We start from the raw sequence: 25,708 nt of genomic DNA, 5'->3' as shown, positions 1-25,708 counted from the left end.
ATTCCCTTTCCGCAGGCTGATGTTTCGCGGGGAATTCTCAGTTTCGATCGGCGATGAGCGACAGTGCGACGTCGGCGCGGTCGGTCACGAGACCGTCGACTCCGAGGTCGAGCAGTCGAGTCATGTCGGATTCCTCGTTGACGGTCCACACGTGCACCTCTGCGCCGGCGCGGTGCGCGGCGGCGACGAATCGTTCGGTCACGAGCCGCAGCGGCCCGGCCCGTTCGGGCACCTGCAGTGCACGCGCGCCGCGGAGCGCATGGGAGAGCACCCGCGTCGAGCCGGTGAGCGAGGCAAGACGCGCCCGGATGACCCCGGCGGCGCCGACCGAGGTGACCGCGCCCGGTACGAGGGCGGCGAGGCGGCGACGTCGTCGTTCCGAGAAGCTCGTGAGCAGCACGCGAGCTTCGGCGTGCACGCCCGCGATGGCCTCGATCGTGGGCGCGACGGCCTCCTCGACCTTCACGTCGATGTTGAACCGCGTCTCGGGGAAGGCGTCGAGCGCTTCGGCGAGGGAGCAGAACCCCTGGCCGTGACCGAGGTCGACGCGGCGCAGTTCGGCCATCGTGAGCTTCGCCACTTCGACCTGCCGCCCTGCGACCCGCTCCAATGTCGGATCGTGCGCCACGACGGCCGTGCCGTCATGGCTCAGGTGAACGTCGGTCTCGATGAACGCGCATCCGATCGCGACGGCTCTGGCGAACGCGAGCAGGGTGTTCTCGGGTGCGTCGACGGCGAGACCGCGGTGTGCGAGCACACGCGGCCTCGCCGGCGCGAAGTATGCGGAGACCACCGAGCGTGGGATCAGAGACGCGGGCCGGTCGCCCCCGAGGCATCCGGGGCCGCCTGACCCGGCGCGGCGGGCGGGGCCGGTGTGAACGCCTTGCCGATGCCCTTCAGCGCCTCGGTGAGCTCGCTCGGCACGATCCAGAGTTTGTTCGACTCGCCCTGCGCGATCTGGGGGAGCATCTGCAGGTACTGATACCCCAGCAGCTTCGGGTCGGGGTCGCCCTTGTGGATGGCGTCGAAGACCGTGAGGATCGCCTCGGCCTCGCCCTGGGCTCGGAGCACCGCGGCCTTGGCGTCGCCTTCGGCCTCGAGGATGGCGGCCTGCCGCGCACCTTCGGCCGTGAGGATCGCCGATTGCTTCGTGCCCTCCGCGGTGAGGATGAGCGCGCGGCGGTCACGTTCGGCGCGCATCTGCTTCTCCATCGAGTCCTGGATGGAGTGGGGCGGGTCGATCGCCTTGAGCTCGACACGGCCGACACGGATGCCCCACTTGCCGGTCGCCTCGTCGAGCACGATGCGGAGCTGGCCGTTGATGTTGTCGCGAGAGGTGAGCGCCTCTTCGAGGTTCAGCCCGCCGACGACGTTTCGGAGCGTGGTCGTCGTCAGCTGCTCGACCGCGCCGAGGTAGTTCGCGATCTCGTAGGTCGCCGCCCGGGCGTCGGTCACCTGGAAGTAGACCACGGTGTCGATCGAGACCACGAGGTTGTCTTCGGTGATGACCGGCTGGGGCGGGAACGACACCACCGTCTCGCGCATGTCGACGAGCGGTCGGAGCCGGTCGATGAACGGCACGAGGATGTTCAGTCCGGGACTGAGGGTCTTGTGGTAGCGACCGAGTCGCTCGACCACGCCCGAGTACGCCTGCGGGATGATGCGGATCGACTTCGCCAGAACGACGATCACGAAGATGACGATCGCGACGATGACGACCGTCACGACGATGGTGGAGATGTCCATCAAGCCCCAGTGCTCCTCTCAACCGGGACGACGACGGCCGTCGCCCCGTCAATACCGGTGACGAGCACACGCTCGCCCACCGCGACATCCGCCTGCTCGGTGATGGGCGACAGCCGAGCCGTCCACACGTCGCCGTTCTGGAGTCGCACCTGACCGCCGGCCGGGGTCACGGTGCGAACGACCTGCCCGTCGGCCCCGATGAGCGCGTCGATGTTGCTGCGCGTCGGATCGCCGCCGCGGCGAAGGATGCGCAGCAGCGATGGTCGCAGCGTCAGGATCAGCGCGACCGCCACGAGTGCGGCGATGATGAACTGCGCCCACCAGGGAATGCCGAAGAGGCCCGAGAGCAGTCCGGCGACGCTGCCGAGCGCGAGCATGAGGAACGTCATCTCCAGGGTGAAGACCTCGATGGTCGCGAACGCCAGGATCAACACGAGCCAGACGATCCACGCGTACTGGGTCAGCACATCCAATTCGGTCTCCTTCGCACGGCTTGTACCGAAACTACCAGTGCGCCCGAGCCTGCGGGGGAGCCGGCGGAGAGTTGATAGTCTCGGTTCGCCTGTTCCGTGCGGACCGTCGTCCGTCCAGCCTCGAGGAGTCCCACTGTGACCAATCCGCTCGCCCCCGGTTCGCTCGACGGCCGGGTCGCCCTCGTCACCGGTTCCTCGCGTGGCATCGGCGCGGACACCGCCCGGTACCTCGCGGCCGCCGGGGCATCCGTCGTCGTGAACTACCGCAGCAAGGCGCCCCGCGCAGAGAAGGTCGTCGCAGAGATCACTGCGGCGGGCGGAACGGCCATCGCGATCGCGGCCGATCTCACCGACGCGGCCTCCGTCGCTTCGATGTTCGAACGAGTGGTCGAAGAGCTCGGCCCCATCGACATCCTCGTGCTGAACGCCTCAGGCGGCATGGAGACCGGCATGGGCGAGGACTACGCCATGCGGTTGAACCGCGACGCCCAGGTCAACGTCGTCGAGGGTGCGCTTCCGCACCTCGCCCCGGGCGCACGTCTCGTGTTCGTCACCAGCCATCAGGCGCACTTCATCCGCACCACTGCCACCATGCCCGAGTACGAGGCGGTCGCGCTCTCGAAGCGGGCCGGCGAAGACGCGCTGCGTGCGAAGCTGCCCGAGCTGACGGCAGCCGGGTTCGAGTTCGTCGTCGTCTCCGGCGACATGATCGAGGGCACGATCACCGCGACGCTGCTCGAGCGCGCGAACCCCGGCGCGATCGAAGCCCGCAAGCACGAAGCCGGCCGGCTGTTCAACGTGGCCGAGTTCGCCGCGGAGGTCGCCGCGGCGGCCGTCGACCCGGTGCCCGCCGACAACACGCGGTACGTGGGCGACACCACGGGGTTCGCTCGCGAGTCGGGCGCCTGAGCACCGACTGGGCTGCACCACCGCGTGAGACGGCGAAGGGCCGGACGAAGCACTCGCTTCGTCCGGCCCTTCGTGTGTTCAGATGCTACGCGGCGGTGGTGACGCCGCGCCCGAACGTGAACGCACGCACGATCTGCACGATGCCGAGCACGATGAGGCTGATGCCTGCGACGATGAAGAGCACCATGGCGCCCCAGAGCGGCGAGAACAGCAGCACGATGCCCGCGATGATGCTGATGATGCCGAAGAAGATCGCCCAGCCTCGCGAGGCCGCGTCACCGGACTGGGCGAGCGCGACGACACCCTCGACGATCCAGAGGATGCCGACCAGGATTCCGAGGAAGATCCCGAGGAACACCGCCGACTCGTTCGGATTCGCCAGCACGACGATGCCGGCGATCACGAAGAGCAGACCGAGGATGATGTCGAGCGTTCTCGCACCGCCCGAAATGCCCTTCGAGAAGATGCCGAGCCCGAGATACGCGATGCCGGCGATCAGGAAGTAGATTCCGAACAGCACCGTGATCACCACGGCGGAGTTCTTCGGCCAGAAGGTGATCAGCAGGCCGAAGATGAGTGCGACGGCCCCGCTGATGCCGAGGGTCGCACGGATGGTGTTGATTGCGGACTTGGTGAGCGACGAGGCGTCGAGCGTGAACGACGCGAAGACCCCAGTGGGCTGAGAGGTTGACATGTTGGTGTCCTTTCTGGCTGTGGTTGCCGTGAATGGGAGGCTATTGCCGAGCCGCTCCGCGTGTCGGATGCGGCTGCGCGCGTCTTCGGATACCTCGGGGTGTCGATTCCCCGAGGCATCCGAAGACGACAGGCTCAAGCCGGCGGCATCCAGGTGCGCGCGGCGGTCACGAGCGCCGTCACGCCGATCGTGAGGGTCGGCTCGATGACGGGAGCGTAGTGCGGCGAGTGGTTCGACGGAACGGTGGCCAAGGCGGGGTCGGTCATGTCACCCGTCGTGAACAGCGACGGATCGGTGCCGCCGAGCAGCCAGTATGAGAGCGGTGCGCCCGCGCTGGTCGCGAGGATTCCGACGTCTTCGCTGCCGGCGCCGGCACCCGGGTCGAGGATCTTGTCGGCCCCGAGCCATTCGGCGAAGGCGTGCAGCGTCTTGCCCAGCGCCTCCGCATCGTTCACCACGATGGGGAACCGCTCGATCTCCGTGATCGTCGGCTCCTCGGGTGCGCCCGCCGCCGCGGCCTCGCCCTTGGCGATGCGGTCGACGCTGTCGAGGATGTGCTGACGCACACGGTCGCTGTAGCTGCGGATGTTCAGCTGCAACTCGGCCTCGCCCGGGATGACGTTGGCGGCATCCCCTGAGTGGATCGATCCGACCGTGAGCACCGCGACGTCGGTGCTCGGGATCTCTCGCGAGACGATGGTCTGGAGGCGCAGCACGGTCGAGGCCGCCATCACCACCGGATCGATCGAGTTCTGCGGCATCGAACCGTGTGCTCCCTTGCCGACGAGTCGCACCCGCAACGAGTCCGAACCCGCATACGAGGCACCGGCATGTCCGGCGATCTTGCCGGCGGGCAGCGGCGCCACGTGCTGACCGAGCACGATGTCGGGCTTCGGAACCTTGTTGTACAGTCCGTCGTCGACCATCGCCTGTGCGCCCGCACCGAGTTCTTCGGCGGGCTGGAATACCACGACCAACGTGCCCGACCAGCTGGACGTGTCGGACGAGAGGATCTCGGCGGCCCCGAGCAGGCACGTCGTGTGCAGGTCGTGTCCGCAGGCGTGGTCGACGGGAACGACTTTGCCGTTCTCGTCGGTCGCGGTCACGGTGCTGGCGTAGTCGAGCCCGGTGTCCTCCTTCACCGGCAGCGCGTCCATGTCGGCACGCAGCAGCGCAGTCGGACCCGCGCCGTTCTTCAAGACACCGGCGACCCCCGTCTTACCGATCCCTGTGGTGACGTCGAACCCGAGTTCCGTCAGCCGTTTCGCCACGATCTCGGCCGTGCGATGCTCTTGGAACCCGAGCTCTGGATGGCTGTGGAGATCCTTGTAGAGATCGGCGAGTGCCGGATCGACGGTGATGTTTTCGTGCGCAGATGTAGTCATGAGCGTCCTTCCCCCTATTGCTCAGAAGATTTCCCCCTGTGTGCACAGGATATGGGGACGGCTCGTCGAAGACCAGAGCGGCGCGCTTCACCGCGCCGGAGCGCGCATGCCCGGTCGGATCGATCACGAATCGAGAAGCTCGCCGACCGAGCCGCTACTAGCGTGACGTCATGGACATCACCATTCACGCGAGCTTCCTGCCGCACAGTGACCCGGATGCCTCACTGGCGTTCTACCGTGATGCACTCGGATTCGAGGTTCGCAGCGATGTCGGATACGACGGGATGCGCTGGATCACCGTCGGCCCGCACGATCAGCCCGGCACGTCGATCGTGTTGGAGCCGCCGGGCGCCGACCCCGGCGTCACCGATGACGAGCGCCGAGCCATCGTCGAGATGATGGCGAAGGGAACCTATTCCGGCATCCTGCTCGCGACGCATGACCTCGACGCCGCCTTCGCGCGTGTGCAGGCGAGCGGCGCCGAGATCGTGCAGGACCCGACCGACCAGAGCTACGGCGTGCGCGACTGCGCCGTGCGCGACCCGGCGGGCAACATGATCCGTATTCAGGAACTGCGCTGACCGCGGGACGCGGGTCAGGCCGGTGCGACGCAGCGGTCCAAGAAGTGCTGGATCTCCGTGGCGAGCGTCGATGACGCGGTGTGGTGGAGGTAGTGCCCCGCGTCGACTCCCACCGTGGCCGCGCATCCCGAGCTCGCGAGATAGTCGTCACGAGCCCGGGTCAGCCACTCGGCGTCGTCGCCATGCTCGCTCTGCGCGGTGAAGAGCAGCACGGGCGTGCGCTCGGAGAACCTCAGGTTCTCGACCTCGCCGATCGTCTCGGCCAGGCGGCCCGCCTGGTCCATGACATTCGAGCTCATCGCGCTCCAGTTGGTGAGCGTGCGCTGCATCTCGAGGTTCGCGCGGGAGTACCCGTCGGCTGACGACGCCCCAGACGTCAGTTGCGGATCATCCCCGACCACGCCTTGGAGGATCCGGGTCCATCCCATGGCGGTCGCCCAGCCGAAGTACTCGGGAATCGGGGCGGCGAAGGGATCGACACCGCCTTCGGTCGCCGGAGCGAAGTCGAACGTGCGCGGCATCGTGGGATCGATGCCGACGACGGCGGCGGTGTCCTCTGGATAGAGGTCAGCGAACTGCTGCGCATAGAGGCCGCCGATCGAGTGCGCCGCGATGACATACGGGCCGGGCACATCGGCACCCACCAGCGCAGCGTGGATGTCGTGGGCGACGTTCACGGCGGTCATCTCGCGATCCGTGCTGTCGCTCCATCCGTAGCCGAACGGTTCGACGACGGCGACACGCGAGTGTTCGCTGAGCGCCTCGGTCAGCGGCTCGAAATCGAAGACGGGGGAGGAGGTGCCGAGCCCCGGAACCAGCACGATCGTGTGGTCACCGTCGCCCTCGACGACGACGTGCATGGAATGGCCGTCCACGTCGACGAGCGAACCGGGCGCCGCGTGCTCGGCGCGTTCCCGCGCGGTGAGCGCGACATCGGCGAGTTTCACGCCCCCGATCGCGACGACGATCACCCCGATGAACGCGCCGATCACGATGAGCGTGCGCCGAAGCAGGCGGCGCCCCCGGTCAGGTCGAGCGGGAACCGGCTCGACGTCGTAGTGCTGATCATCAATGGGCGGGGTGAAACGGCTCATGATTCATGATTCTGGCCGTCTGGGGATCGCTCGCACATCGACCTGGGGGATGAGCATGGTTTCGTCGCTGTCGTACCGCGGGATGACGCGTATTAGGAGAGGAACTGGCCGGATCTGTGAGTAGCGTCGCAGACATGGAGATCAACACCACCGCCATCCGGCCGTTCCGCATCGAGATTCCTCAGGCCCAACTCGACGATCTGAATGCCCGGCTCTCCGCCACGCGCTGGGCGGACGAGCTGCCCGACGTGGGGTGGACGTACGGCACTCCGGTGAGCTATCTGAAGGAGCTCGCCGAGCACTGGCGAACCTCCTACGACTGGCGCGAGCACGAGGCGAAGCTGAACGATTTCCCGCAGTTCACGACCACGATCGACGGGCAGAACGTTCACTTCCTGCACGTGCGCTCACCCGAGCCGCACGCGATGCCGCTCATCATCACCCACGGCTGGCCCGGATCGATCGTGGAGTTCATGAACATCATCGGGCCGCTCACCGACCCTCGCGCCCACGGGGGAGACCCGGCCGACGCGTTCCACGTCATCGCCCCCTCGATGCCCGGATTCGGCTTCTCGGGGCCGACGCGAGAGACCGGATGGGACATGGCGCGAATCGCCCGCGCCTGGGCCGAGCTGATGAGCCGGCTCGGCTACGAGCGCTACGGCGCCCAGGGCGGCGACACCGGCGCGGTGATCTCGCCGATGCTCGGGCGCATCGACTCCGGGCATGTCGTCGGCGTTCATGTGAACGGGAGCCTCGGATTCCCATCGGGCGATCCGGCCGAGCTCGCCGACCTGACCGAGGCGGAGCAGGCGCGGCTCGCCGCGATGCAACGGCAGATGGCGGATGGCACGGGGTACGCCGTCATCCAATCGACGAGGCCGCAGACAGTCGGCGTGGGACTCGCGGACTCGCCGGCCGGGCAGCTCGCCTGGATCGTAGAGAGGTTCAAGGAGTGGACCGATCCCGCGGCCGAGCTCCCTGAGGACGCGGTCGATCGTGACCAGATGCTCACCAACATCAGCGTCTACTGGCTCACCAAAACCGCCACGTCGGCTGCGCGACTCTACAAGGAGGGACAAGCCAGCTGGGGCCAAGCGGCGCAACGATCCGAAGTGCCGTCCGGCGTTGCGGTGTTCCCCGGCGATTTCGGCATTCGGGCGATCGCCGAACGCGACGACAACGTCGTCCACTGGTCGGAGTTCGACCGCGGCGGCCACTTCCCGGCAATGGAGGTTCCGGATCTCCTCGTCGCCGACGTGCGCGCATTCTTCCGCGAACTCCGGTAGCGGCTCGCGGCGACGCAACAGTCTTTGTGGCGAGCGTTCGGCGCACTCGTTCGCCGAGGTCAGCTCGGGGGACAGTTCGCCGAGTGATCCGCCCAGGTGACCGCGTACTACCTCGGCAGAATGCACGGCGCCTACCCACCGCCTCATCCGAAGCCAGTTCATGGGCGTCGATGACGGGGCTCGTGAAGGTCTCGCGGAGATCGGATTCGTGACGACAGCGCCTCAGTATCCGGGCAGGGGAGTGGCCACCGCGCTCATGCAGCAGCTCATGGAACTGCCGTACGACGAGTTCGTGCTTCGCGATATCAAGGACACGAACGTTCCCGCACTCGAGCTCTACGCCAAGCTCAGGTTCATCGAGACCGAGCGGCGACCGGTCAGGTTCGCGAAGCGAGCGGGGTCTGCACCTACGTGTCGGCGGGTCTCAGCCGAACGTCTGGCGCGCCCCGCTGATCGCTCAGTTCTTCGCTCGTCCGTTCGTCGGCCGTTCACCCGCAGCGTGTAGCGTCCCGGTATGTCGTCAAATGCCCGGCTCGGTGCGTTCCCAGCGTTGGTCGTCTCACTCGTTGCACTTACGGCTTGCACCCAGCTGACCTCACCGCTGGAGGAAGCAGTCAAATGCCTCAATGACCGGGGTGTGCGTGCTGAGGTAGTCGATGGCGCCGTCGTGGCGACGCAGTACGCGAACGACGGCGCGTCGCTACAAGAGTTCGAAGAGGCCAAGACGGACTGCATGCCTGCTGAACTTCGAGAGCACGAGTAGCATCGCCGCATGACCGCTGCCCAGCCGCTGCCGCCAGCATCTCGCGGCACGTGGGCGCCCTGGCGTCTCTACCTGGGTATCGCCGCAATCGGGGTGATGGTCATTTCCACCGTCTTCATCAGACAGTGAAACTCGCGACCTTCGTTATCGCCGATAATGCACATTATGTCGGATCGTAAATCCCCTATCTGCAGAAATTGCAGTTAGGGGAAGTTGGCTAACGACTGCAGTGGTACACCGAAATGCCTCTGATCAGGAGAATCTCTTCCGATTGCTCCTTCCTTCCGCCATCATGGAGCGATATCAGACCGACGGCGGCTGTGCCGTCCTGATTCCGCAAGCCGGTCGTCCAACGCGCCGCTCGGTGGCGCGTGAGCGTGCCGTGCGTTCCGCGGAGAAAACGCCGGGAATTCATTCAAAGCGCTCGACGACTCGACGTGTTGGCGCACCGCGCGCGAGCCGACGACGAGACACATATCCCCAGAATGTGGAACCCGAGTCTTCGAACACCCACCGGGACTGCTTCCCGCCCCACCACTCGCGGGAGACCGGCCGAGCGAGCTGGTGGCTGATCCACTCTGATGCGCGTTCCGCGAAAAACTCTGCGGACTCGTTTTCGCCGGTAATGGTCAGCTGTTCCGCATCCGACGGGTCGTAGTCGTCGAGCACATAGTCGTCGCCCCAGCAGCCAATCAGGGAATGCTCCGCGGGGTGGTACGCCAGCCACAGAGTCAGCGGGGTCGAGAGGTCCAGCACTCGGATTCCGATGACCAACGGAACCAGTTCGATCGACTGCGTGTCGGAAGGGGCTATCGGACCGCGCCAGCCGCGAGCAAACTCTGCAAGCCGTGTCAGGAACCGCGCTTCATCCGGGTTGCGTGGGGTGGCACCGGCAAAGAAAGTGGTGGTCGCCGCGTTGCCGGCGGTCACCGGTGGGAAAAGCTGGATCCCATGATCCGTCGCCGCGTCCCAGACACGCCAACTCTCGAGGACTGGTCTCTCACCCGTGGCTGCCTCGACAAAATCGAAGACACGCGGGTACCGGATATGTCCCGTCGCCTGAAAGATCACACTCGTGAACGTCGACCCATCAGCGAACTCGCAACGCAATCCGTACGGAGACATGGAGAGACGAACGATCTCGTCCACGTTCGCGGTCAGCACGCGCGTCCAGCCCCAAAACGTCACCGACCCGTCTGCGCGCAGCCGGATTCGCGGCCACAATGCCAGGAACGGTACGACCACGACGAAGCCCACTAACGCGGCCCAGGAGAACAGGGTCTCGTCACCGCGGACGCCCAGCACGAGGACAAGCGCGATCCAACCGAGAGCCTGCGTTACTGCGCCGACCCGGATCAACGTTCTCACGCGCCAGACGGAGGCCTCGTACGGGCGCTTGCCGGCAGTGGTCGGCGTAACAGACGTCACTGTCGGCCACCTTTCGATCGAACGCTGAAGCCTTCCGCAGGGCTCTCAGCGATAGTGTCACACCGCTCGAAGGCGCGACACGATTGCGCGAATGCCGGTCCCCCACCGGTGCTCGCGTTCGAGGTGGAGCGCTCAGGGACAACCGGGCCGCCGACATTCGCGTATGACCCGCCCGCGGTGATTGCCGGGGCGGCCTAAACGTCTCAAGCCTGAGCGAGCTTTGTGGAAATTCGGTTAAGAGACTTCACCATCAGGAAAGCGACAAAGGTCAGATTCTGCACTTTGCTGGCTGAGCAGAAATGGCGCACCTCGCGAGTGAAACCATCGACAAGATTCGCGCGGACGTCACAGTCCCGGGTCGAGAGCCCTGGCCGCCCGCTGAGCGGCATTATCCGGACCCTACAGACTGAAGTGCTTCGCTATGACTGCGTTAGCGTATTCGCCGGGCTCCAGGTACCTCGCGCCTTCGCTGGTAAGGATCATGCGGAGCTCTTCATACGTGAGCCCCTCTGAACCGCCGTGGACTCGGCCTGCGACGACGTGCCAGAAGCGGGATTCGGGCGAGAAGCCGACCATGATGTGCCGACCGCGATTGTGGCCGCGTGTGAGGATTCCGACGACGACATTCTGCTGCTTCAATTTCTTCGCGGGACGAAGTACGGCGGAAGAACGCTCCAGCGTTCTTCCGCGCGACACCCTCGGCGGAACCCGCCCCTGGGCCCGCCAGAACGTGAACCCCGCGCCCAGCAGGGCAAGCACGGTCGTTCCTGCGAACACAGCAGCCTTCAGCGCGAAATCATCACCCGGCGCGAAGATCAGCAAAACCAGCGCTGCGGCCAGGCCATACCCAAGGCCCCGGTCCCAGAAGTGCTGAAGATAGCGCTGGATCACCATAGGAGATTACGCCCCGTCGCTCGCTTGTAGCCTCAGTTGATCGATTCGACTGCGCCATAGATCTTCGTAGTGTTCGGACCATTCGAACAGGAAACTCGTCTGATGGCGTGCAAAACCCGCAATCCGTTTCTCGAGCCTGAGGGCGCCGATCGTAGACAACTCCCCCAACGTGGGGTAATACCGTTTCGACGAGCGGTTGCAAACACAAGCGGAAGGCGTCTCATGCTGAAGCAAGTCGCTGAGGGCGTTCTCGTTCACGAGAGCGAGTTCATCCAGAGCAATTCCGTTGTCGTGCAGGGCCGGGCCGGCGTGCTGCTCATCGACCCCGGTATCACGAGCAACGAAATGGCGGCCCTCGCGAACGACCTTCGCGAGTTGGGCCAGCCCGTCGTGGCAGGCTTCTCGACGCATCCAGATTGGGACCATGTGCTCTGGCACGCGGACTTCGGCGACGCGCCCCGTTACGGCACAGCCCGCTGCGCGGCTTCTCTAGGAGATCTGCTGTCTCAGGCGGACTGGGAGGCCCAGATAGCCGAGGGATTGCCGCCGGAGTACGCCGAGGAGATCCCAATGGATCTGCTCGGCCTCATCACCGGTCTGCCCGCCGAAGCCGCGCAGGTTCCTTGGGATGGCCCCAGAGTCCGGATCATCGAGCATCAGGCCCATGCACCGGGCCACGCGGCGCTGTTGATCGAGGAGCGCGGCGTCCTCGTCGCCGGCGACATGCTCTCCGACATCCTGATGCCGTTCCTCGACCTGGAGGCCGCCGACCCGATCGAGGACTACCTCGCCGCGCTCCGGTTGTTCGCGAGTGTCGCCGACGGCATCGATGCCGTCGTCCCCGGTCACGGTTCAGTCGGTGGAGCCGAGCAGCTGCGCGCACGAATCGAACAGGATCGCGTGTACGTGCAGGCACTGCGAGACGGCGAAGTTCCCGACGACCCGCGGGTCGGTCCATCAGCCCCGCTGGATTGGCTGCCCGACGTGCACAGGTGGCAACTCGAGCGGCTCGCCCAACGGGAGCAGAGAGCGACGCCCGAGTAGCGGCCCAGGTCGGCGAGTACGAGAGCCCCTCGAAATGGCCCTGCAGCCACGACATGTGTGAGCGCCGGTCGCCCTCGGGCGACCGGCGTGCTCATCGCTCAACGGGATACGCCGCGGCCGGTGTACTTGACGAGGCGCCGGCCTGTGGCCGGCATTCCGAGCTCGTTGTAGGGCCCCGCGACTTCGCGCTCCGGCAGCCGCTCGTCCGTCGGACAGACCAGCACCGTGTTGGGAGTCGAGTGGTCGATGACGTGCTCGAGCATGGCATGCCCGCAGATGGGGCATGCCTTCTCGTCATTCGGCGCCTGCGCCGCTTCGTCCGCCGTCACCGGCGGAGGGCCGAACACGGGCAGCAACGCCCGGTCGATCCGGTCGAAGAAGTGCGTGAACGCATTGCCGTCTTCGCGGCTCGCTGTGTCGCGTGCCATGCGCCCGATGGTACGCCCGGAGTGCATTCCAGCGCCAGCATCATCTCAGCCACTCGCTCGCATGCCCGAGCAGCCGGAATAGGCTGAAACCATGACGGATGCCACAGCCACACGCCCGGTCACGATCGTCACCGGCGCGAGCCGCGGTATCGGCGCTGCGATCGCCGAACGCCTCGCCGCCGACGGCCACGACCTCGTGCTGACCTACCGTGAGCGGCGCGACGACGCCGACACGATCGCTCGTCGCTGTGCGGCATCCGGTGCACGGGTGCTGCTGCTGCAGGTCGATCTGGCCGACCTCGAGGCCGCCGCGACGATCGTGCCGGCGACCATCGCCGAGTTCGGCCGAGTGAGCGGCCTCGTCAACAATGCCGGCATCACGGGCCGCATCGGCGGGTTCCTCGACACGACGATCGACGAGAGCGAGCTCGTGTTCCGGGTCAACGTGCTCGCTCCGCTCCTGCTCACGCGTGCGGCGATCGCGCACATGGCGACCGACCGCGGCGGGGCGGGCGGATGCATCGTGAACATCTCATCGGGCGCGGCGAGGTCGGGCGCACCGAACACCTACATCCCGTACGCCATGAGCAAGGCAGCGCTCAACGCGCTGACGACCGGCGCAGCGAAGGAGTTCGGTCCCGTGGGGGTGAGGGTCAACACGGTCTCCCCCGGCACCACCCGCACCGAGATCCACGCCGCGGCAGGCCGTCCGAACGCGCCTGAGGAACGCGCCCCGAACATTCCGATGCGGCGCGCCGGCGAACCGCACGAGATCGCCGGCGCCGTCGCCTACCTGTTCTCGGCAGATGCCGTCTACACCTCCGGAGCAGACATCAGGGTCGCCGGCGGCAACTGACCGGACTCGAGCGGCTCAAGCCTCGCCGAACCCCGACTCGGCCAGTTCGGCGATCGCATCGACGGCCGCCCGCCCTTCGGCGTCATCGCTCGCGATATCGACCGGGGCGCCCTTCGTGAGGCCGAGCGACATGATGCCGAGCAGGCTCTTCGCGTCGGTGCCGTTGATGGTGACCTTCTGCGGAAACGTGCCGGCGAGCTTGACGAGCTCGGCGGCGGGTCGCGCGTGCAGACCATCGGCGTTCACGAGTCGGATGCTTCGCGAATAGCCGGATGCCGCGTGGCCGGCGCCGGCCGCGGCATCCGCTGCTCGGGCTTCTGCACCGCCCGTGGGTTCGGAGTCGCCCGTCGCGTCGGATCCGCCCGACGCCGAGTCATCCTCGCTCGCCCTGTTCCAGGCCGATCGGGCCGCGGCGACGACCTGCTCCAACGACTCCCCCGACTCGGCGGCGACCGCCGCAGCCACCCCGCCCTCGACGAGCGGGGCGTCGACGATTCGCACTCGAGCGCGAGCTTCGTCGTCGAGGAAGTCGAGAGCGGTCTCGGCCGTGAGGATCGCCGAGCCGAGATCGCACAGCACTGCGACGCCCGCGCCCGCATCGGCTTCGGCGATGCCCGCGGTCACGAGGTCGAAGCTCGTGCCGATGCGGCCGTCGTCGGTGCCGCCCGCGGCGACGAGCGTCGCGGTAGGCGCCATCTGACGAGCGAGGGCGACCAGGCCGTCGGCGATGCCGGCGGAATGCGAGACGAAGACGAGACCGACCTTGCCGGGGGTGCTCACCTCACGCTCCCGCAGACGCGGCCGCCGCGTCGGCCGCGGCCCGGAGGAGGAGGGCGCTCGACTCGGCGCCGGGGTCGCGATGGCCGGCGGAGCGTTCGCCGAGGTAGCTCGCACGTCCTTTTCTCGCGACGAGCGGTTCGGTCGCCACTGCGCCGGCCTCGGCGGCGTCTGCCGCGGCGGCGAAGACACCTGTGGGATCGGTTCCCGCTGCCGCCGCGGCATCCGCTGCATCGACGGCCGGAGTCCAGGCGTCGATCATCGTCTTGTCGCCGGGCTCCGCCTTGCCGCGCGCGACGATGCCGTCACGGGCGGCGGTCAGGATGGCGGCGATCGCCGGTCCATCGAGGGAGACGGCACTGCCGGCCGCTGCAGCGGCCTTCAGATAGGCGGTGCCGTACAGCGGACCGGCCGCTCCCCCGACGGTCGAGATGAGCGTCGTCGCCACCAACTTCAGCACATCACCGGGCGTGGAGCCTGCCGCGAGGTCGTCGAGCTTCGGCAGCACGGCCTGGAAACCACGATCCATGTTCTCGCCATGATCGCCGTCGCCGATCTCACGATCGAGCGTGATCAACTCGACGCGGTGCTCCGAGATGACCTGTGCGCTCCGTCTGACCCAGTCCACGGCCCACGTGATGTCCAATCCCACCGAGATTCCCCCTTCGATCCACTATCTTCCCCACCGCAGTGCAGCCGTCTGCACCGGGGCGTCCCACAATTCGACCATCTCGTCATCGAGCTTCAACAGCGTGATCGACATGCCCTGCATCTCGAGCGCCGTGATGAAGTTGCCGACGAGCGAACGGGCGATCTCGATGCCCCGTTCCTCGAGCACCTCCGCTGCACGACGGTACGCCACGTAGAGCTCGATCTGCGGAGTGCCGCCCATTCCGTTGACGAACAGCAACGTGCGTTCGCCGCGCTCGTAGGGCAGATCTTCGAGGATCGGCGCGAGCAGTCGATCGACCAGCCGATCGGCCGATTCGAGCTGGATGCGTTCCCGGCCGGGCTCACCGTGGATACCGATGCCGATCTCGATCTCGTCCTCTGCGAGTGTGAAGCTCGGCTCACCGGCATGGGGCACGATGCAGGGCGTCAACGCGAGCCCCATCGATCGCGCGTTGGCGTTGACCCGCTCGGCGACGGCGACGACCTGGTCGAGTGAGTCGCCTCGCTCGGCCGCTGCGCCGGCGATCTTCTCGACCAGCACCGTGCCGGCGACACCCCGCCGTCCGGCCGTGTAGAGCGAGTCCTTGACGGCGACGTCGTCGTTCGTGATGACGGCGCGCACCTCGATGCCGTCGACGGATGCCAGGTCCGCCGCCGTCTCGAAGTTCAGCACGTCGCCCGTGTAGTTCTTCACGATGTGGAGCACCCCGGCCCCGCCGTCGACCGCTTTGGTCGCGGCGAGGATCGGATCGGGCGTGGGCGAGGTGAACACCGCACCCGGCACGGCGGCGTCGAGCATGCCGAACCCGACATAGCCTGCGTGCAGTGGCTCGTGCCCGCTGCCGCCACCGCTGACGATGCCGACCTTGCCGGCGACCGGGGCATCGGCGCGCACGATACGGATCGGATCCAGTTCGACTCGCACGAGATCGGCGTGGGCGAGCCCGAACCCTGCGACCGACTCGTCGACGACCCGCTTCGGGTCGTTGATGATCTTCTTCACGGACATCCCTTCCCCTTGAGCTGCCGGACGCCGTGCAGCCGTGCATCGACGCCGACGCAGCACTTCCCGCCAACCTACGCCCGCGACGCCGTCGACCGTAAGAGGCAGTGCGAAATCCCGTACCCCATTCCGTGGCGCGGCAGGTCTGAGTATGGTGGGCACTGTTCCGCCCCTGGGCGAAGCCCATCGGGCTCAGCGAAAAGGATGGATGGTCAAGGTGGACAATCTCGGAGTGTTGTTCCTGAGCGAGCTCGTCGGAACGGCGATGCTCGTGCTCCTCGGCTGTGGTGTGGTCGCCAACGTGGCCCTCGCCAAGACGAAGGGCTTCAACGGCGGATTCCTCATGGTGACGTTCGGCTGGGGCTTCGCGGTCTTCGCCGGTGTCATCGTCGCCTACGCGTCCGGCGCGCACATCAACCCGGCCGTCACCCTCGGACTCGTCGCAAACGGCGCAACCGAGTTCGGCAATGCGGGGCTCGGCATCACCGTCCCGGTCGACTTCCTCTCGGTGATCGCCTACATCGGTGCGCAGTTGATCGGTGCGATCATCGGCGCGGTGATCGTCTGGCTCGCCTACAAGCAGCACTTCGACGAGGAGCCTCAGGCGGCCCCGAAGCTCGGCGTGTTCTCGACGGGCCCAGGCATTCGCAACTACGCCTGGAACCTCGTGACCGAGATCATCGGCACCTTCGTGCTGGTGTTCGTCGTGATCGGCTTCGGCGGCGGTCGTCAGGGCGACGGCGGGCTCGCCGCGCTCGGCGCTCTGCCGGTGGCGCTGCTCGTGATCGGTATCGGCGTCTCCCTCGGTGGTCCGACCGGGTATGCGATCAACCCCGCACGTGACCTCGGGCCCCGCATCGCCCACGCGGTCCTGCCCATCAAGGGCAAGGGCGACAGCGACTGGTCGTACTCGTGGGTGCCCGTCGTCGGCCCGATCATCGGCGGACTGATCGCCGGGTGGGCGGCGATCCCGCTGCTTCCCCTCATCACCTGACGAAGCAAGGGGCCGGCCCGCCCGGGCCGGCCCCTTCACTTCGTCTCCGAAACCAGCGCCGGCTCCGGCCGGCCGAGCAGATTGAGAGCACGGAATGGCCGACTACATTCTCGCGATCGACCAGGGCACCACCTCGTCGCGCGCGATCATCTTCGACAAGGCCGGATCGATTGTTTCGACCGGGCAGCTCGAGCACGAGCAGATCTTCCCCAAGGCGGGCTGGGTCGAGCACGACCCCGCCGAGATCTGGCGCAACACACGTGAAGTGGTCGGCCAGGCCCTCGGCAAGGCCGACCTCACCCGGCACGACATCGCGGCGGTGGGCATCACGAACCAGCGCGAGACCGCGGTGGTGTGGGACAAGAACACCGGCGAACCTGTGTACAACGCGATCGTGTGGCAGGACACCCGCACCCAGCCGATCGTCGACCGGCTCGCGGCCGACGGCGGCGTCGAGCGGTTCAAGCAGCAGGTCGGCCTGCCGCTCGCGACGTACTTCTCGGGCACGAAGATCGTGTGGATCCTCGAGAACGTGCCCGGCGCCCGGGAGAAGGCTGAGGCCGGCGACCTGCTGTTCGGCACGACCGACACGTGGGTGCTCTGGAACCTGACCGGCGGACCGGACGGCGGCGTGCACGCGACCGACGTCACGAATGCGTCGCGCACCATGTTCATGGACCTCGAGACCCTCGCGTGGGACGACGAGATCCTCGCCGCGTTCGGCGTGCCGCGCTCGATGCTGCCCGAGATCAAGAGCTCCTCCGAGGTCTACGGCACGGTCGAACCCTCGAGTCTGCTCCGCGAAGTGCCCGTCGCCGGCATCCTCGGTGACCAGCAGGCCGCGACGTTTGGCCAGGCGGCGTTCGATACCGGTGAATCCAAGAACACCTACGGCACCGGCAACTTCCTCATCTTCAACACCGGTGAGGAGATCGTCCACTCCAAGAACGGCCTCCTGACGACTCTGGGCTACAAGCTCGGTGACGCGGCCCCGCACTACGCACTGGAGGGTGCGATCGCGGTGACTGGTTCCCTCATCCAGTGGCTGCGCGACAACCTGGGACTGATCTCGAGCGCTCCCGAAGTGGAACAGCTCGCGAACACCGTCGACGACAACGGCGGTGCGTACTTCGTGCCGGCGTTCTCGGGCCTGTTCGCGCCGTACTGGCGCCCCGATGCCCGTGGCGCGCTCGTCGGCCTCACCCGCTTCGTGAACAAGGGCCACATCGCGCGCGCAGCACTCGAGGCGACCGCGTTCCAGACCCGCGAAGTGCTCGAGGCGGTGAACGCGGACTCGGGCGTCGACCTGACTGAGCTCAAGGTCGACGGCGGCATGATCGCCAACAACACGCTCATGCAGTTCCAGGCCGACATCCTGGGCGTGCCCGTGGTGCGCCCGGTCGTGGCCGAGACGACCGCGCTCGGCGCCGCCTACGCGGCCGGCCTCGCGGTCGGCTTCTGGTCGAGCCTCGACGAACTCCGCGCAAACTGGCAGGAGGACTCCCGCTGGGAGCCGAAGATGGACTCCGACGAGCGAGACCGTCAGATCCGCCTCTGGAAGAAGGCCGTCACGAAGACGTTCGACTGGGTCGACGACGACGTGAGTTGAGCGGACGCGGCGACGGGGGCCGATTCAGTCCTTCGTCGCCGCGATCCACTCCTGGAGCTTGCGCGCGCCCGCGCCGCTGTCGATCGTGTGCTCGGCGACCGCGATCTTCTCTGCGAACCGGTCGAGGATGGCCCGCTGGACCTGGGCCGGATCCTTCGCCAGCTCGAAGGAGACGAGTCCGGCCGCCGCGTTCAGCACCACGATGTCCCGAACCGGGCCGCGAGCTCCCGCGAGCACGTCGCGCACGATGGCGGCGTTGTGCTGGGCGTCGCCGCCCTTGAGCTGGTCGATCGTGGCACGCGCGATGCCGAGGTCACGGGGGTCGAGGTCGTGCTCCTTGACGGTGCCGCGCGAGACCTCCCACATGTGGCTGTGCCCCGTGGTCGTCAGCTCGTCGAGTCCGTCGTCGCCGCGGAAGACGACGGCCGTCGCCCCACGAGTCTGGAAAACCCCTACGATGAGCGGCACCCGGTCGAGTTGTGCAACGCCGACGGCCGAGGCCTCTGGCCGTGCCGGATTGACGAGCGGCCCGAGGGAGTTGAAGACCGTCGAAACGCCGAGGTCCGTGCGCACCCGGCCCGCGTGACGGAAACCGGGATGGAACGCGGCCGCATACGCGAAGGTGATGCCGGCCTTCCCGAACACATCGGCGACGCGATCGGCTGAGAGCTCGAGATCGAGGCCGAGCGCAGCCAGCACATCGGATGCTCCGGACGAGGAGCTCGCCGCCCGGTTGCCGTGCTTGATGACCGGCACGCCTGACGCCGCGGCGACGATGGAGGCCATCGTGGAGACGTTGACGGTGCCGAACCGGTCACCGCCGGTGCCGACGATGTCGAGCGCCATCGGGTCGACGGGCAAGGGCACGGCATGATCGAGGATCGCGTCGCGGAAGCCCAGGATCTCATCGACGGTCTCCCCCTTCACCCGCAGTGCGATGAGGAAGGCGGCCAGCTGCGCGTCGCTGGCAGCACCCGTCATGACCTGCTCCATGCACCACGCGGCATCCGAAACGCTCAGATCGGTGCCCTCGAGGAGGGAATTCAGGATCTCTGGCCAGTTCTGACGTGCGGGCATGCGTCGATCATATCGGCGTGATTCAGGGTGGATTCGCGGCCTTCACCCAGAGGATTTAGGGTCGCCTTACCCACGATGCCCGACACGACTCCCCCTGATGACGAAAACTCACGCCTCGTTTCAGCCATAATGGGAGGGTGACGAGCACCTCAATCACTTATCAGGCGAGCGCGCCCCTGATCAAACGACCGAACACCGTAGCGGTGGGTACGATCGTCTGGCTCGGCAGCGAGGTCATGTTCTTCGCGGGACTCTTCGCGATCTACTTCACGCTGCGGTCGACATCTCCGGAGCTGTGGGCATTCGAGGCCGATCGGCTGAACTTCCCGTTCTCGCTGACGAACACGATCATCCTCGTGCTCTCCTCGTTCACCTGCCAGTTCGGCGTCTTCGCCGCAGAGCGCCTGCAGCCGTACGCGACCGGCTGGAAGCCGACCCAGTGGGGCATGGTCGAGTGGTTCTTCCTCACCTACGCCATGGGAGCGATCTTCGTCGCCGGCCAGGTCTGGGAGTACGCCACGCTCGTCTCCGAGGGCATCGCGCTCGATTCCAACGCCTACGGGTCCGCGTTCTACCTGACCACCGGCTTCCACGGCCTCCACGTCACGGGCGGTCTGCTCGCCTTCCTGTTCGTCATCGGCCGCGTCTTCGCGGTCAAGAACTTCGGACACCGCGAGGCGACGAGCGCGATCGTCGTCTCGTACTACTGGCACTTCGTCGACGTCGTCTGGATCGGGCTGTTCCTCGTCATCTACGTCCTCAAGTAAGCCGCATCAGGAGCGTCAGCACAGCATGCCCGTGAACAGGAAGATACCCATGACTCGCCAGAAGCGACGCACCGGACGCCGGCACCCGCTCGCCACCGTCGCGCTGCTCGCGCTCGGCCTCGTCTTCACCGGCGGTGCATACGCTGCGGTCAGCAGCGGCACCACCGCCCAGGCCGAAGTCGACCCGAAGTCGCAGCAGACCATCGACGAGGGCAAGAAGCTCTTCCAGGCCAACTGCGCCACGTGCCACGGCCTCTCCGCCCAGGGCACCGACAACGGCCCGAGCCTCATCGGCGTCGGAGCCGCGTCGGTCGACTTCCAGGTCGGTACCGGTCGCATGCCCATGCAGATGCAGGGTCCGCAGGCGCAGCAGAAGCCCGTGCAGTTCACCGACGAGCAGGTCAAGCAGCTCGCCTATTACGTCGCCTCCTTGGGCCCCGGCCCCGAGATCCCCAGCGACCACCTCAGCAATGGCGGCGGCGACGCGGCCAACGGCGCCGAACTCTTCCGCATCAACTGCGCGATGTGCCACAACGTGGCCGGCGCCGGCGGCGCCCTCACCGAGGGCAAGTTCGCTCCCCCGCTGACGGATGTCTCGGGCGTGCACATCTACGAAGCCATGGTCACCGGCCCGCAGAACATGCCGGTCTTCAACGACCTGAACATCTCGCCCGAGAACAAGCGCGACATCATCACGTACCTCAAGTACGTGCAAGACAACCGCTCGCCCGGCGGCATCGAACTCGGCTCCCTCGGGCCGGTCGCAGAGGGCCTGTTCATCTGGATCTTCGGTCTCGGCGCGATCGTCGCGATCACCGTGTGGATCACGGCGAAATCCAACTAGCGCACGCCCGGCACTGAAGTAGCTGAAGAAGGAGAACCATGGCACAGGACGACCACAGCGGCGCAGAGCTCGCCGCTGCCGACTCGTCGCACGCCGCGCACGACATTGCCGTCTCGCCGGGTACCGCGGTGATCGCCGCCGACTCGTTCGAGAATCCCGGCTTCCCGCCGCACCGACCCCGAGTCACCGACGAGAACCCCAAGCGTGAGCAGCGCGCCCAGCGCACCGTCTACACGCTCTTCTACCTGTCGATCCTCGGCAGCGTCTGGGCCATCGCCGCGTACATGCTCTTCCCGATCGAGTCCAACGACGTCGGTGCGGTTCGGCTGAACAACATGTTCTTCGGCCTCGGCGCGACGCTCGCCCTGCTCGCCATCGGCTTCGGCGTGGTGCACTGGGGCAAGGCGATCATGGCCGACGTCGAACTCGCTGACGAGCGGCACACGATCGGCGGCTCGCCCGAGACGCAGGCCGCCGCGGTAAAGGTGTTCGCCGACGCCGACCGTGAATCCGGCTTCACCCGCCGAGCAGCGATCCGCAACAGCCTCATCGGCGCCCTGCTCGTCTTCCCGCTGCCCGCTGTCGTGCTCTTCCGAGGCTTCGCCCCGCAAGATCAGATCCCGGTCGAGCTCCTCAGCCACACCATGTGGAAGAAGGGCACGCGCCTCGCGCTCGACCCGTCGGGCGTTCCCATCAAGGCTGCTGACGTCACCATCGGCAGCGCCGTGCACGTGATCCCCGAGGGTCTGCAAGACCTCGAGCACGGCAAGCTCGAAGAGAAGGCGAAGGCCGCGGTGCTGCTCATGCGCCTCGAGCCGAGCGAGCTCCACCAGGCGCCCGACCGTGAGTCGTGGTCGTACGAGGGCATCGTCGCGTACTCGAAGATCTGCACGCACGTCGGATGCCCCGTCGCGCTCTACGAGCAGCACACGCACCACCTGCTGTGCCCGTGCCACCAGTCGCAGTTCGACGTTGCGAACCACTGCGAGGTCATCTTCGGACCCGCGGCCCGCCCGTTGCCCCAGCTTCCGATCGCCGTCGACGACGAGGGATACCTCATCGCGCAGAGCGACTTCACCGAACCCGTCGGCCCGAGCTTCTGGGAGCGCAATTGAGCACCGCACCGTCCGCAACCGCGCCGCAGAAACGGTCGTTCACCGCGGCTGCCTCCGTCTACGTCAACGAGCGCACGAGCGTCGCCGGCTTCGTCAAGGAGCTCGGGCGTAAGGCGTTCCCCGACCACTGGTCTTTCCTGCTCGGCGAGGTCGCCCTCTTCAGCTTCGTCGTCGTGCTCATCTCGGGCACCTTCCTGACGTTCTTCTTCCAGGCCTCGATGGCCGAGGTGCACTACGACGGCTCGTACGTGCCGCTCAAGGGCGTCGAGATGTCGGTCGCCATGGCGTCGACGCTCGACATCTCCTTCGACATCCGCGGCGGGCTGTTCGTGCGCCAGATGCACCACTGGGCCGCACTGCTCTTCGTCGCGGCCATCGGTCTGCACATGCTCCGCATCTTCTTCACGGGTGCGTTCCGCAAGCCCCGCGAGTTGAACTGGGTGATCGGATTCATCCTCTTCATCCTCGCGATGGCCGAGGGCTTCACCGGGTACTCGCTTCCTGACGACCTGCTCTCCGGCAACGGCCTCCGCATCATCGACGGCATGGTCAAGGGCATCCCGCTGATCGGCACCTGGACGTCGTTCCTGCTCTTCGGCGGCGAGTTCCCCGGAACCCAGATCGTGGGTCGCCTCTACACGCTGCACATCCTGCTGCTCCCGGCACTCGTGGTCGCCCTCGTCGCGCTCCACCTCGTGTTCGTCGTCGTGCACAAGCACACGCAGTACGCCGGTCCCGGCAAGACGCAGCAGAACGCGGTCGGTCCGCCCATCCTCCCGATCTACGCCGCAAAGGCCGGCGGGTTCTTCTTCATCGTGTTCGGTGTGCTCGCGCTCATCGCGTCGATGTTCACGATCAACCCGATCTGGAACTACGGTCCGTACGACCCGTCGCCGGTCTCGGCCGGTACCCAGCCCGACTGGTACATCGGCTTCGCCGACGGCGCCCTGCGATTGATTCCGCCGGGCTGGGAGTTCGTCTGGCTCGACCGCACCTGGTCGTTCAACATCATCGTGCCCCTCGTCGTGCTCGGCGGGTTCATCGTGACGGTGTTGATCTACCCGTTCATCGAGGCATGGGTGAAGGGCGACAAGCGCGAACACCACATCGCCGACCGCCCGCGCAATGCCCCGACCCGCACGGCGATCGGCGCGGCCGGAGTCACGTTCTACGCGGGCCTCTGGGCGGCTGCGAGCTCCGACATCCTGGCCACGCACTTCTCGCTCACCATGGAGGGCGTGATCCACGCACTGCAGGCGACCGTGATCATCGGCCCGTTCATCGCGTACTTCATCGCGAAGCGCGTCTGCATCGCGCTGCAGAAGAAGGACCGCGAGATCGTGCTGCACGGCTTCGAGTCCGGACGAATCGTGAAGCTGCCCGGCGGCGAGTTCGTCGAGGTGCACCAGCCCCTCGACGAGTACGACCGTTGGAGGCTCGTGAGCTTCGAGAGCTACCAGCCGTTGATGCTGCGCCCCAATGCTCGCGGCAAGATCACCTTCGGCCAGCGGCTGCGCGCCTCGCTCTCGCGTTGGTTCTTCGAGGACCGCATCGCGCCGGTCACGCGGGGCGAACTCGAGTCCAGTCACGGCACCCACCACTGACGATCTCGTCAGACGAATTCGGGCACCGCGCCATGTCGATCGATTCGACCTGGTTGCGGTGCCCGAACTGCTTTCACGACCTCGAGCCGCTCACCGACCGCGTGCTCGGATGCTCACTCGGGCACCGCTTCGACGTGTCCAAGCACCAGAGCGTGACACTGCTCCCGCCACGAGCGCCGCGCACGATCGGCGATGATCGCCAGATGCTCGAGGCACGAGCGAGACTTCTGGATTCCGGCGCCTACGCACCGATCGCCGACGCTCTTGTCGATGGGATGGGCGAAGGGCTGCGAGGTTCGACTTCTCCTAGCTCCCGCAGGGCGGCGCACGGCTCGGCGGATGCGACGAGAGTCGTCGATCTCGGTTGCGGCACGGGCTACTACGCGGGTGAGCTGGAGCGTGCCACGCCAGGCGCATCCGTGCTGCTCACCGATCGCTCCCCCACCGCTGTACGCATGGCCATGCGAGCCGCACCCGGCTCGACGGGAGTCGTGCTCGACCTCTGGCGGCCACTCCCTGTGCGGGACGCCGTTGCCGATGTCGCCGTCAACGTCTTCGCGCCGCGCAATCCGCCCGAGTTCGCGCGCATCGTGCGTCCCCACGGTCTTCTTCTCGTCGTCGTGCCGACTGCGACGCACTTCACGGAGTTGCGACGGCTCGGCGCAGCGCTCGACATCCCCGACGGCAAAGCCGATCTCGTGACCGAGCAGTTCACCGGAGCCGGCTTCACCCCGCTGCAGACGACGAGAGTCGAGTACGAACTCATCACCGACCTCGGCATGCGGGAGCTTCTGGTCGACATGGGACCGGCCGCGCATCATCGCAGGGAGGGTGACGCCCCCGACGGCGAGCTCGCCGTCACCGTCTCGGTGGACGTCGTCGCGTTCACGCGAGTATAGGTTGGCTCTTCACAGTCAACGGCGAACCTGATAGCGCAGGTGAAGCACCCGGCTGCCCTGAATCACCACGTCGGGATCCTCCAAGAAGTGCTGTGCGTGGACTGACCCGAAGTAGCGCTTGCCGGACCCGAAGACGACGGGTACGACGTCCATCCGCACCTCGTCGACCAGGCCCGCGGCAAGCACCTGGCCACCGACGTCGCCAGCGGCGACCTCGACGATGCGGTCACCCGCGAGCTCCTGCGCCTTGGCCACCGCTGCCTCGACGCCGTCGACGAAGTGAAACGGCGCCTCTGGGTCCCAGCCTTCGGGCTTCGGCCGGTGCGTCACGACGACCACGTGGTCGACCCCGCCCGGAGGCTTCCCGTCCCAGCCGTCCGTCATGTCGAAGACGTGGCGGCCGACGATTGTCGCCCCGATCTGATCCCAGTACGGCCGGGTGTAGTCGTAGGACGTCTGCGACACCTTCACTTCGCCGCTCTCGTCCAACGGGACGTCACCGCTGAGCAACCAGTCGAACAGCGGTCCGGGCTGGTCGTTCTCGTCCGCGACGAAGCCGTCTACCGACACCGAGCTGTACATGACCACCTTGCCCACGGGGCTCTCCTCTGCTCTGGGGTGCCCATACTAGCGAGTCTTGAGTAGCGGGCGGGTGATGTCGTCGGCGGCGGTGGTCGGCGCGCACTCGGAGCACCAGTGGCGGAGACGTGCAGAAACGGCCCCGTGCGCGATGCGCACGGGGCCGTTCGATCAGCCAGCTGAG

The 25,708-nt window shown here is 66.8% G+C and carries 27 protein-coding genes; 13 read left to right on the top strand and 14 right to left on the bottom strand.

The features are described 5' to 3' along the window. Positions 1-37: 37 nt before the first annotated feature. From DCE93_RS07405 to DCE93_RS07395, 3 genes are read right to left on the bottom strand one after another with little or no spacing between them, the layout of a single operon-like run. Positions 38-757 carry a glycerophosphodiester phosphodiesterase family protein gene (locus DCE93_RS07405; protein ID WP_244284115.1) on the bottom strand — a complete coding sequence of 240 codons (720 nt, stop codon included), beginning with the start codon at positions 755-757 and terminating at the stop codon, positions 38-40. Positions 758-804: 47 nt separating this feature from the next. Continuing rightward, the gene (locus DCE93_RS07400; RefSeq protein WP_108595322.1) at positions 805-1,746 is read right to left on the bottom strand and encodes an SPFH domain-containing protein; all 942 of its coding nucleotides are present in this window, start codon (positions 1,744-1,746) and stop codon (positions 805-807) included. Further along, complete coding sequence (locus tag DCE93_RS07395; RefSeq protein WP_235825287.1) at positions 1,746-2,213, bottom strand: NfeD family protein; 468 nt, start codon at positions 2,211-2,213, stop codon at positions 1,746-1,748. The genes DCE93_RS07400 and DCE93_RS07395 overlap by 1 nt, the downstream gene beginning before the upstream one ends. A gap of 141 nt (positions 2,214-2,354) precedes the next feature. Between DCE93_RS07395 and DCE93_RS07390 the strand changes: the two genes are divergently transcribed. Continuing rightward, positions 2,355-3,128 carry an SDR family oxidoreductase gene (locus DCE93_RS07390; RefSeq protein WP_108595320.1) on the top strand — a complete coding sequence of 258 codons (774 nt, stop codon included), beginning with the start codon at positions 2,355-2,357 and terminating at the stop codon, positions 3,126-3,128. An 85-nt stretch (positions 3,129-3,213) separates the two neighbouring features. Here DCE93_RS07390 and DCE93_RS07385 read toward each other — a convergent pair whose 3' ends face one another. Further along, positions 3,214-3,822, bottom strand: coding sequence for an HdeD family acid-resistance protein (locus DCE93_RS07385; RefSeq protein WP_108595319.1), 609 nt, complete (start codon positions 3,820-3,822; stop codon positions 3,214-3,216). 134 nt (positions 3,823-3,956) lie between these two features. Then, positions 3,957-5,207 (bottom strand): amidohydrolase, encoded by a 1,251-nt coding sequence (locus DCE93_RS07380; protein ID WP_108595318.1) that lies wholly within the window; start codon positions 5,205-5,207, stop codon positions 3,957-3,959. A gap of 170 nt (positions 5,208-5,377) precedes the next feature. Between DCE93_RS07380 and DCE93_RS07375 the strand changes: the two genes are divergently transcribed. Beyond that, positions 5,378-5,788, top strand: a complete 411-nt coding sequence (locus DCE93_RS07375; RefSeq protein ID WP_108595317.1) for a VOC family protein — start codon at positions 5,378-5,380, stop codon at positions 5,786-5,788. A gap of 14 nt (positions 5,789-5,802) precedes the next feature. Here DCE93_RS07375 and DCE93_RS07370 read toward each other — a convergent pair whose 3' ends face one another. Then, the gene (locus DCE93_RS07370) at positions 5,803-6,882 is read right to left on the bottom strand and encodes an alpha/beta fold hydrolase (RefSeq protein WP_108595316.1); all 1,080 of its coding nucleotides are present in this window, start codon (positions 6,880-6,882) and stop codon (positions 5,803-5,805) included. A 134-nt stretch (positions 6,883-7,016) separates the two neighbouring features. Between DCE93_RS07370 and DCE93_RS07365 the strand changes: the two genes are divergently transcribed. Next, positions 7,017-8,171 (top strand): epoxide hydrolase family protein, encoded by a 1,155-nt coding sequence (locus DCE93_RS07365; RefSeq protein WP_108595315.1) that lies wholly within the window; start codon positions 7,017-7,019, stop codon positions 8,169-8,171. Between the two features lie 160 nt (positions 8,172-8,331). Beyond that, positions 8,332-8,676 (top strand): GNAT family N-acetyltransferase, encoded by a 345-nt coding sequence (locus DCE93_RS07360; RefSeq protein ID WP_244284114.1) that lies wholly within the window; start codon positions 8,332-8,334, stop codon positions 8,674-8,676. A 669-nt stretch (positions 8,677-9,345) separates the two neighbouring features. Here the strand turns inward: DCE93_RS07360 and DCE93_RS07355 are convergent. Both DCE93_RS07355 and DCE93_RS07350 read right to left on the bottom strand, forming a co-directional pair. Then, complete coding sequence (locus DCE93_RS07355) at positions 9,346-10,362, bottom strand: hypothetical protein (RefSeq protein WP_108595314.1); 1,017 nt, start codon at positions 10,360-10,362, stop codon at positions 9,346-9,348. A 399-nt stretch (positions 10,363-10,761) separates the two neighbouring features. Continuing rightward, positions 10,762-11,253: a hypothetical protein gene (locus tag DCE93_RS07350; RefSeq protein ID WP_146184959.1), complete on the bottom strand. Its 492-nt coding sequence runs from the start codon at positions 11,251-11,253 to the stop codon at positions 10,762-10,764. Positions 11,254-11,325: 72 nt separating this feature from the next. Here DCE93_RS07350 and DCE93_RS07345 point away from each other — a divergent pair, with 72 nt between their 5' ends. Further along, positions 11,326-12,300 (top strand): MBL fold metallo-hydrolase, encoded by a 975-nt coding sequence (locus DCE93_RS07345; protein WP_244284113.1) that lies wholly within the window; start codon positions 11,326-11,328, stop codon positions 12,298-12,300. A 98-nt stretch (positions 12,301-12,398) separates the two neighbouring features. Here the strand turns inward: DCE93_RS07345 and DCE93_RS07340 are convergent, their stop codons facing one another. Further along, positions 12,399-12,728: a hypothetical protein gene (locus DCE93_RS07340; RefSeq protein ID WP_108595311.1), complete on the bottom strand. Its 330-nt coding sequence runs from the start codon at positions 12,726-12,728 to the stop codon at positions 12,399-12,401. Between the two features lie 91 nt (positions 12,729-12,819). On the opposite strand from DCE93_RS07340, the gene DCE93_RS07335 reads away from it, so the two are divergent. After that, positions 12,820-13,584: an SDR family NAD(P)-dependent oxidoreductase gene (locus DCE93_RS07335; RefSeq protein ID WP_108595310.1), complete on the top strand. Its 765-nt coding sequence runs from the start codon at positions 12,820-12,822 to the stop codon at positions 13,582-13,584. A gap of 15 nt (positions 13,585-13,599) precedes the next feature. On the opposite strand, the gene dhaM is transcribed toward DCE93_RS07335, so the two are convergent. The 3 genes from dhaM to dhaK are packed head-to-tail and all read right to left on the bottom strand — an operon-like array spanning position 13,600 to position 16,036. Continuing rightward, positions 13,600-14,364 (bottom strand): dihydroxyacetone kinase phosphoryl donor subunit DhaM, encoded by a 765-nt coding sequence (gene dhaM, locus DCE93_RS07330; protein ID WP_244284112.1) that lies wholly within the window; start codon positions 14,362-14,364, stop codon positions 13,600-13,602. Between the two features lies 1 nt (position 14,365). Then, entirely contained in the window at positions 14,366-15,013 is a 648-nt protein-coding gene (gene dhaL, locus DCE93_RS14690) for a dihydroxyacetone kinase subunit DhaL (RefSeq protein WP_108595309.1), read from the bottom strand. 21 nt (positions 15,014-15,034) lie between these two features. Then, entirely contained in the window at positions 15,035-16,036 is a 1,002-nt protein-coding gene (gene dhaK / locus DCE93_RS07320; RefSeq protein ID WP_108596646.1) for a dihydroxyacetone kinase subunit DhaK, read from the bottom strand. A gap of 217 nt (positions 16,037-16,253) precedes the next feature. On the opposite strand from dhaK, the gene DCE93_RS07315 reads away from it, so the two are divergent. Further along, a complete protein-coding gene (locus tag DCE93_RS07315; protein WP_268876771.1) occupies positions 16,254-17,030 on the top strand; it encodes an MIP/aquaporin family protein in 777 nt (258 codons plus the stop codon). Between the two features lie 94 nt (positions 17,031-17,124). Continuing rightward, on the top strand, positions 17,125-18,639 hold the full coding sequence (gene glpK, locus DCE93_RS07310; protein ID WP_108595307.1) for a glycerol kinase GlpK: 1,515 nt from the start codon (positions 17,125-17,127) through the stop codon (positions 18,637-18,639). 24 nt (positions 18,640-18,663) lie between these two features. On the opposite strand, the gene trpD is transcribed toward glpK, so the two are convergent. Further along, positions 18,664-19,716 (bottom strand): anthranilate phosphoribosyltransferase, encoded by a 1,053-nt coding sequence (gene trpD / locus DCE93_RS07305; protein ID WP_108595306.1) that lies wholly within the window; start codon positions 19,714-19,716, stop codon positions 18,664-18,666. Between the two features lie 137 nt (positions 19,717-19,853). On the opposite strand from trpD, the gene ctaE reads away from it, so the two are divergent. The 5 genes from ctaE to DCE93_RS07280 are packed head-to-tail and all read left to right on the top strand — an operon-like array spanning position 19,854 to position 24,945. After that, positions 19,854-20,483, top strand: coding sequence for an aa3-type cytochrome oxidase subunit III (gene ctaE, locus DCE93_RS07300; RefSeq protein WP_420836953.1), 630 nt, complete (start codon positions 19,854-19,856; stop codon positions 20,481-20,483). Between the two features lie 49 nt (positions 20,484-20,532). Next, positions 20,533-21,327 carry a cytochrome bc1 complex diheme cytochrome c subunit gene (qcrC, locus tag DCE93_RS07295; RefSeq protein ID WP_108595305.1) on the top strand — a complete coding sequence of 265 codons (795 nt, stop codon included), beginning with the start codon at positions 20,533-20,535 and terminating at the stop codon, positions 21,325-21,327. Positions 21,328-21,365: 38 nt separating this feature from the next. Then, positions 21,366-22,442: a cytochrome bc1 complex Rieske iron-sulfur subunit gene (gene qcrA, locus DCE93_RS07290; protein ID WP_108595304.1), complete on the top strand. Its 1,077-nt coding sequence runs from the start codon at positions 21,366-21,368 to the stop codon at positions 22,440-22,442. Next, complete coding sequence (gene qcrB / locus DCE93_RS07285; protein ID WP_108595303.1) at positions 22,439-24,046, top strand: cytochrome bc1 complex cytochrome b subunit; 1,608 nt, start codon at positions 22,439-22,441, stop codon at positions 24,044-24,046. The genes qcrA and qcrB overlap by 4 nt, the downstream gene beginning before the upstream one ends. 32 nt (positions 24,047-24,078) lie before the next feature. Continuing rightward, a complete protein-coding gene (locus DCE93_RS07280; protein WP_108595302.1) occupies positions 24,079-24,945 on the top strand; it encodes a methyltransferase domain-containing protein in 867 nt (288 codons plus the stop codon). A 15-nt stretch (positions 24,946-24,960) separates the two neighbouring features. Here the strand turns inward: DCE93_RS07280 and DCE93_RS07275 are convergent, their stop codons facing one another. Beyond that, positions 24,961-25,542, bottom strand: a complete 582-nt coding sequence (locus DCE93_RS07275) for a dihydrofolate reductase family protein (protein ID WP_108595301.1) — start codon at positions 25,540-25,542, stop codon at positions 24,961-24,963. Positions 25,543-25,708: the final 166 nt, after the last annotated feature.

Origin of the sequence: Agromyces badenianii, from assembly GCF_003070885.1 — a bacterium.
Taxonomy (GTDB): domain Bacteria; phylum Actinomycetota; class Actinomycetes; order Actinomycetales; family Microbacteriaceae; genus Agromyces; species Agromyces badenianii.
Note: the sequence above shows the minus strand (reverse complement) of the source record. Positions and strands in the feature narration are given on the sequence as shown.

What these genes read in the sequence shown, in the direction of transcription:
- DCE93_RS07400 (WP_108595322.1), bottom strand. Translation starts at nt 1,746, where the DNA reads ATGGACATCTCCACCATCGTCGTGACGGTCGTCATCGTCGCGATCGTC.
- DCE93_RS07385 (WP_108595319.1), bottom strand. Translation starts at nt 3,822, where the DNA reads ATGTCAACCTCTCAGCCCACTGGGGTCTTCGCGTCGTTCACGCTCGAC.
- DCE93_RS07380 (WP_108595318.1), bottom strand. Translation starts at nt 5,207, where the DNA reads ATGACTACATCTGCGCACGAAAACATCACCGTCGATCCGGCACTCGCC.
- DCE93_RS07375 (WP_108595317.1), top strand. Translation starts at nt 5,378, where the DNA reads ATGGACATCACCATTCACGCGAGCTTCCTGCCGCACAGTGACCCGGAT.
- DCE93_RS07370 (WP_108595316.1), bottom strand. Translation starts at nt 6,882, where the DNA reads ATGAGCCGTTTCACCCCGCCCATTGATGATCAGCACTACGACGTCGAG.
- DCE93_RS07365 (WP_108595315.1), top strand. Translation starts at nt 7,017, where the DNA reads ATGGAGATCAACACCACCGCCATCCGGCCGTTCCGCATCGAGATTCCT.
- DCE93_RS07360 (WP_244284114.1), top strand. Translation starts at nt 8,332, where the DNA reads ATGGGCGTCGATGACGGGGCTCGTGAAGGTCTCGCGGAGATCGGATTC.
- DCE93_RS07340 (WP_108595311.1), bottom strand. Translation starts at nt 12,728, where the DNA reads ATGGCACGCGACACAGCGAGCCGCGAAGACGGCAATGCGTTCACGCAC.
- DCE93_RS07335 (WP_108595310.1), top strand. Translation starts at nt 12,820, where the DNA reads ATGACGGATGCCACAGCCACACGCCCGGTCACGATCGTCACCGGCGCG.
- glpK (WP_108595307.1), top strand. Translation starts at nt 17,125, where the DNA reads ATGGCCGACTACATTCTCGCGATCGACCAGGGCACCACCTCGTCGCGC.
- trpD (WP_108595306.1), bottom strand. Translation starts at nt 19,716, where the DNA reads ATGCCCGCACGTCAGAACTGGCCAGAGATCCTGAATTCCCTCCTCGAG.
- qcrC (WP_108595305.1), top strand. Translation starts at nt 20,533, where the DNA reads ATGACTCGCCAGAAGCGACGCACCGGACGCCGGCACCCGCTCGCCACC.
- qcrA (WP_108595304.1), top strand. Translation starts at nt 21,366, where the DNA reads ATGGCACAGGACGACCACAGCGGCGCAGAGCTCGCCGCTGCCGACTCG.
- DCE93_RS07280 (WP_108595302.1), top strand. Translation starts at nt 24,079, where the DNA reads ATGTCGATCGATTCGACCTGGTTGCGGTGCCCGAACTGCTTTCACGAC.